This window comes from Steroidobacter cummioxidans, from assembly GCF_003104955.1.
The window spans coordinates 21,336-27,389 of record NZ_LSRW01000118.1 but is presented as its reverse complement, the minus strand read 5'-3'; the positions used below and the strand labels follow the sequence as shown (position 1 = coordinate 27,389).

The following is a 6,054-nucleotide window of genomic DNA, read 5'->3' as shown; positions in this document are numbered from 1 at the left end:
AATGCTACGCACTGACGGCAACTACAAGACCTGGCGGACCTGGCTGGATGCCTGCGCCTCCCCATCGATGCGTGACTTTCGCGATCCCGACCTCTGAAACGGACCTTGAGCGCTGGTCGCTGCAGGTTGCCCGCGCAGTCCAACCACCAGTTGACTGGAGACGGAAACTTGACAGTTCCGTCCACGTCCTGGTCGAGATCGAACGTGCCGATCGTCCACAGAAGCTGTGCGCAAGCCTGTGGATAACGGACGGCTGCTCTATTCTTTCCCGAGAAAACCTGCGCGATTCTTGCGTGCTCAAGTTTTGGTCACCTGCAATGCTTCACAGGTGTTCGCCGCGCGTCAAGCACAAACTCGACTGCGTTCTACGCCTTCAGCGTCTATAGCTCATCGTCCGAATCGCCCTGGCTCCGAAACAGGTGCCGATGGAAACGCTCGGGTGCGTTGAGAAAGTCGCGAGTGAGCCGATAATGCTCGGTGTCCCGATAGCTGACTTCATTCAATCGCCCCTCCTCGATGCTCAGAACCCTAGCGCCTGGCAGGGTCAGAAGAATCGGCGAGTGCGTGGCAATGATGAACTGCGCCACCTTCTGGGATGCAAGGTGATGAAGAATACTAAGGAACGTGAGCTGCCGCCCTGGCGACAAGGCAGCTTCCGGCTCGTCGAGCAGGTATACGCCGTCTTCCATGCGATTTTCGAACAGAGCCAGAAAGCCCTCGCCGTGAGATTGTTCATGGAAGGATTTTCCGCCGTAGGCGAGAAATGTGCTGCCGACCTCTTCCAGATAGGTCGCGAAATTGAAGAAGGTCTCGGCGCGGAGGAAAAAGCCATCCGAGACGCGCTGCCGCCAACTCAGCTGGAGTGCACGCCCCAGCGCGTGACCATCCGCGCCTTCGGCATAGGAGCTATCCTTGTTACCTCCCTGTGCATTGAAGCCCAGTGCCCATGCCAACGCTTCCAGAAGCGTGGACTTTCCCGAACCGTTCTCGCCGACCAGGAATGTGACAGGGGTTGTGAGCGTGAGACCGAACCGCTCCTTCAACAACGGTATCGTGAATGGATGTACACCGGGTTGCACTCTGTCTTCGCGCAATGAGATTTGAGTCAGGAACGGACTTCCCAGTGTTCTGTGAATCGTCCGGCCCTTGGGCGGGGTCGCCATAGTAAACCGAGCTGCTTAGCGAAAGTTGAAGCCAGAGCCCTGTGGATCGTCGGGATCCAAGTACAACTCGTTGCGGCCCGTGATGTGCGCCGTGCCGCTCACTTCTGGAATGATGGCGGCGTGCGGGCCGAACGTCAGTTGCTCCACGGCGCGCACTGTCATCGTACTGCCCAGGATGCTTTCGATGGTGAGGGGCGTTCCGAGCGCAACATCACCGCGAGCGTGGTGCAAGGCCGCACGCGCGCTGACCCCGGAGCCGGTGGGCGAGCGATCGACCTCGCCGTCGGCGAAGATACAAACGTTTCGGCTGTGATGACCAGGCCGCTGCGCGGGCCCGGTGAAGATCGTGCCATAGAGGAAGCCGAGTTCCCGCTCGAAAGGATGCTCGATAGGCGTCGAGCTCATCACCGCATGCTTGATTCGCCGTCCGTAGTCGATCAAACGATTGAACTCGCGCGGTGCCAAGTCGAGCTTCAGATGCGTGGCATCGACGATCGCATAGAACGCGCCACCATAGGCGATATCGTAAGCGACACGACCGAGCCCCGGCACCTCGACCTGCTGATCACGCAGATAGACAAACGAAGGCACATTGCGAAATGCCACGTGCGAGACGCGCTCGCCCTCCATCACCGCGTGCGAAACAATCCGCCCCGCAGGCACGTTGATTTGAAGTTCCCGGCGCGCACCCGTTTGCTTTATCAAGCCCGTTTCGAAGGCAAGCGTGGTAATGGCGATGATGGCGTGCCCGCACATCGTGCTGTAACCCTCGTTGTGTAGAAAGAACACGTCCAGATCGGCATCGCGCGATGGCGTAATCACCGCACCATACATATCCGAGTGGCCGCGCGGCTCCCACATCGTGGCGGTACGAAGGCTATCGTAGTGACTGCTGAAATAACGCCGCTTCTCCAGCACGGTGTCGCCGGGAAGCGGCGGCAGGCCCGAGGTGAACACCCGCAGCGGCTCACCTCCCGTATGCATTTCCACCGTGGCGATGCGGCGCCAATGGGCCGGCGGCTGCCACTGCCAGTGGCCAAAGACGGGATCGATCGCACTCATAACGCCTACAAACGACAGCAACCGAAACGGAGCTTAACATGCTGATGCCGCCGCTCATGTGACTACGCGTTCATCGCGCAGGCATCAGAGCCATCGGAAGAATTCGTTCGATTGATCTCTCCTGGCGCTCTGCCCGGCCCAGCGCGCTGGAGAGCTCAGCGTGCGTTGTCCGGAATGTATTCGACCAACACGCCGTTGGTGCCCGCGATGAGCAGCGTCCAACCTTCCGCGGTGATGGTCATGACGACACGCCGCTGCGGATCGCCGGCGCTGGCAGTGGGCGACCACGATCGTATCGGCGTGACGGACGTGCCGGTGAGATCGTAGCTCGACAGCTGTCCGGTTGAATCGTAAGCATAGATGCGGGGCAGATTTGGCGAGAACACCGCGGCGATCGTGGTCGCGGGCAGCTGGCCCAGCAGCTGGAAATCGCGGTCGTACACGTGGGTATTGTTCAGCAGAATACGGCCGCCCGTTCGATCGAGCTGGATGGCGCCGGCCTGCATGACTTGATCGATCCTGCGCAACGTGCTCGTCGCCGAATCGTATTCATACATCTCGGCAGCCGCCGCCGAGCTGGCGATGAGCACACGCGAGCCGTCGCCAGCCGCGCCGGCCACGCCGTTGTCGAACCAACCGTCTTCCGATCCTGTCCCGAGAACGACCTGCTCGAGTGACGGCGAGCCCCAATATCCTTGCGAGTCCGTGACCGGTGAGAGACTCGAGTAGCGGTAGACCGGACGCCGCCCGCCACTGACCGCCGCGGACACCATCACTGCGCGGCCGTCGTTGGCCGCGGCGATGGAACTGATGAAGTTGTCCGTCCAGCCTCTGTGCAGTGTCGAGTAGCGGTCTCCACCCAGCTTCAAGTTCGACAAAGCCATCCCCGAGTGGGTCCCATCGGTGCCCGACCAGGTGGCGCCGGCTTCGCTGAGCAACAAGGTCTCGCCGTCGAGGGCGAGCGTCATCGCCTTGAGCGAGTTGTAACTCGTATAGGCATTCGCGCGTGCCCACGAGCCGACACCAATCGGTTGATACGTGTAACGGGCCACGAAATCCCGCGTGCCCTCTGGCTGATCTACCGCGACGAAAATGCGCTGACCGACCGCGTCGTAGGCAATCGCGCTAGGTTGCGCATTCGTAGCTGCGCCCGATGGTAACGGCAGGTGAGTCGAGACATAGGGTGCGGGCGCAACCACCTTGAAATTCGCATCCGAAAGGGCCGACGCTGCGTTACCCGTCAGCGTGATCGCGTGACTTCCGGTGCCGAGCGAGCCTGGCGTGGTGGCCCGGATCTCGCTGGCACTGACGATGTTGAAGGAGGTCGCATCGACGCCGCCGAACTGGACGCCGGTGACGTCGGCCGCATTGAAGTTGGCGCCGCGGACGATGACCTCGCGCTGTCCGAACAGCACTCCGAGGTACGGCGCCACTGTGTGGACCTCGGTTCGATCGATGTTGACGTTGACCGTGATGTACTTGGTCTGAGTCGGGCCGACCAACCTCAGCGTGGGGCGGTAAACCCCGTTCTTCAGCAAGCCTCCCGACTCGTCGACCACCACCTCGACAGGCATTGGATCCGCCGTGCTGCCGCTGGCACGGGACAGCGTCAACCAGGACTGAGCCGTATCGAGGAACCAGGTCTGCTCCGGATAACCGGTCACGGTGAACGAGCGCGTGCGCTCGATCGTGGAGGCGCCGTTACGCACTGTAAATTCCAGCGGCGACACCGAGACTTTCAAGCCACGCCGCTCATATGTGACGTTGACGATCTTCGGGCTGCCTTCGAGTTCCTGAGTACAGGCGACTTGCGCGCATGCCCGGATCGTGACGGTCGCCGAATACAGACCGGGGTCCAGTTGGTACGGCAGGATTGGCCTCACCTCCACCGATCCGTCCACGGTCAGGTAGGCTTCGATGGCGCTGCCGTCGACGACCGTCCGATAGTAAACCTCGTTCCGCTCCCTGCCCGTCACGTTCATCGTGATCGTCTGACTGGGCAGCGGCCGCCATTCGTCGTCCTCCATGGACACGAAGCTCAGCGATTCGCTCGAGACGGTGAATGAACCTGCGGATTCGCCGGGGGTGTTCGGATCGCCCGAAGGCGGCGGCGTGTCCGGGTTGCCCGAAGGCGGCGGTGTGTTCGGGTTGCCTGACGACGGTGGCGGCGTGACTTCTCCGCCACTTCCCCCGCCGCCCCCACCACAAGCACTCAGCAGAGAAACGTAAAGAATGCCGACAACCACAGACGACCAGCGCGCATGACACCGCATTTTTCAAGGCTCCGCCGAGCAATTCCGTTACGCCTTCGCCGCGAGTCTATTTGCATGTCTTTTCGGCGAGAGTCGGCTTTATAGCACGCTGCGCGCGGGGGCGATGGTCGCTCGGGAAAAAGCGCTTATGTCTTCTGTCAGCGCAGATCTGCAGCCAACGACACTACACTAGCCGCATCTGGTAGTAAGATTTCGCCCGAACAGAGCAATTCTAAACTCCAACGGTCGCATCTATGCGCTCTATTCTTTGCGGAGTACTGCTGTTATTCAGTACTTCGTTTACCGATGCCGCCGATGCACCCGTAGCGATCTACAGCGCCGACCCCAGCCATCTGTGGAACCGGCTCTATCGCGCGATGGCAATCCGCACGGTTGACGGCGTTTCCTACGGTGCCGACATTTCGGAGCCCTACTCCGACGATTTCGAGAGTCGTGAGGATTTGATTGCAACGCTCGGCGAATTCTTGAGAGCGAAGGCGGAAAGTAGCCTTCCAGGCGAGGCACGGCGCGCGCTTCTGCTCAACGACGTATGGACGGCGTTCGATATTTCGACGGTGCATGGCGACACCGAACTGCGCTCCCGACTCGCGCAAGTGATCGAACGCCTTCGCATGCCAACGTCGGGCATTGCGCGACTCGAGGATAACTATGCAGCAGCTGTGAGGACAGGACAGTTCCCGAAGGACTTCGATCCGACTCGCCCGGAAGCCCCTTTCCTCCCGCCCGATTTATTCGATCCTGCCGGGCCGTGGGTCCAGATCGGCGAGAGTGCACGCGGCCTGGCTGCGCCAACTCATGTTGAAATGGTCTCGGGTCGCTCCGCATTCTTCGTGTTCATTCGATGCCCCGGTGGAAGAGAGGCGACGCTCTCGTATCTGCGACGCCTGAATCTGTATCCGACGCCTTGGCAACCCAATGTCGAATCGGTCGGCACGCGCTATCCCGACAACCAGCCAGTGCGAGGGAATGTCCTCACACCGGATCACAAGACGCCGCAGTTTCCGGAAGGCACAACTGTGGCATTGGTGCGGCGGATGATGGTGATCGATGAAAACCTCGATCCTGTCGTCACGCCTATCACGCAAAAGATCCAATTTCGCGTCTACCGAAAGCTACAGCAACCGACGCAGGCGATCCGCGATGCCTTCCACCAGACGCAGAGCGTTTACGAATTCGTCTTGCGCCGAAAAGAACTGATAGCGCGAACGGACGGCGGGTTGCGTCCGGTGTCAGCAGATGAAAGGGAGTATCAGGCGCTGCAGGTGCCGATAGAAAGGAACAGCCAGTCCTATTTCACCGGGCCCATCGTGCTCCGCACCTGCGCCACGTGCCACGATGCGGAAGGTATCTTTTCCGTACGAAGCTATCTTGGAATGTTCGATCACAACCCTGCAAATCCGCAGCTCCTGCCCGCGGACCAGCCGGAATATCAAGGGCTGGCCACGGCGCGCTGGAAGAGAGCGCAGTTCAACTGGGGGATGTTGAAAGGACTTCTGCAGGCAGGACGGTGATGCAGCAGCCCCCCCTTTATCTGTTTGCGGAGGACAGCGGCTTAT

At 60.6% G+C, this 6,054-nt stretch carries 4 protein-coding genes; 1 reads left to right on the top strand and 3 read right to left on the bottom strand.

All coding sequences use genetic code 11. The features are described 5' to 3' along the window. Positions 1-380 precede the first annotated feature (380 nt). The 3 genes from D0550_RS33995 to D0550_RS33985 form a co-directional block, all read right to left on the bottom strand. The gene (locus D0550_RS33995) at positions 381-1,079 is read right to left on the bottom strand and encodes an AAA family ATPase (RefSeq protein ID WP_206606723.1); all 699 of its coding nucleotides are present in this window, start codon (positions 1,077-1,079) and stop codon (positions 381-383) included. A gap of 99 nt (positions 1,080-1,178) precedes the next feature. Beyond that, positions 1,179-2,225 (bottom strand): proline racemase family protein, encoded by a 1,047-nt coding sequence (locus D0550_RS33990; RefSeq protein WP_116813651.1) that lies wholly within the window; start codon positions 2,223-2,225, stop codon positions 1,179-1,181. 155 nt (positions 2,226-2,380) lie between these two features. Next, complete coding sequence (locus D0550_RS33985; protein ID WP_153067480.1) at positions 2,381-4,498, bottom strand: proline-rich domain-containing protein; 2,118 nt, start codon at positions 4,496-4,498, stop codon at positions 2,381-2,383. Between the two features lie 233 nt (positions 4,499-4,731). Between D0550_RS33985 and D0550_RS33975 the strand changes: the two genes are divergently transcribed. After that, entirely contained in the window at positions 4,732-6,009 is a 1,278-nt protein-coding gene (locus D0550_RS33975; RefSeq protein WP_116813647.1) for a hypothetical protein, read from the top strand. Positions 6,010-6,054 lie beyond the last annotated feature (45 nt).

What these genes read in the sequence shown, in the direction of transcription:
- D0550_RS33985 (WP_153067480.1), bottom strand. Translation starts at nt 4,498, where the DNA reads ATGCGGTGTCATGCGCGCTGGTCGTCTGTGGTTGTCGGCATTCTTTAC.
- D0550_RS33990 (WP_116813651.1), bottom strand. Translation starts at nt 2,225, where the DNA reads ATGAGTGCGATCGATCCCGTCTTTGGCCACTGGCAGTGGCAGCCGCCG.
- D0550_RS33975 (WP_116813647.1), top strand. Translation starts at nt 4,732, where the DNA reads ATGCGCTCTATTCTTTGCGGAGTACTGCTGTTATTCAGTACTTCGTTT.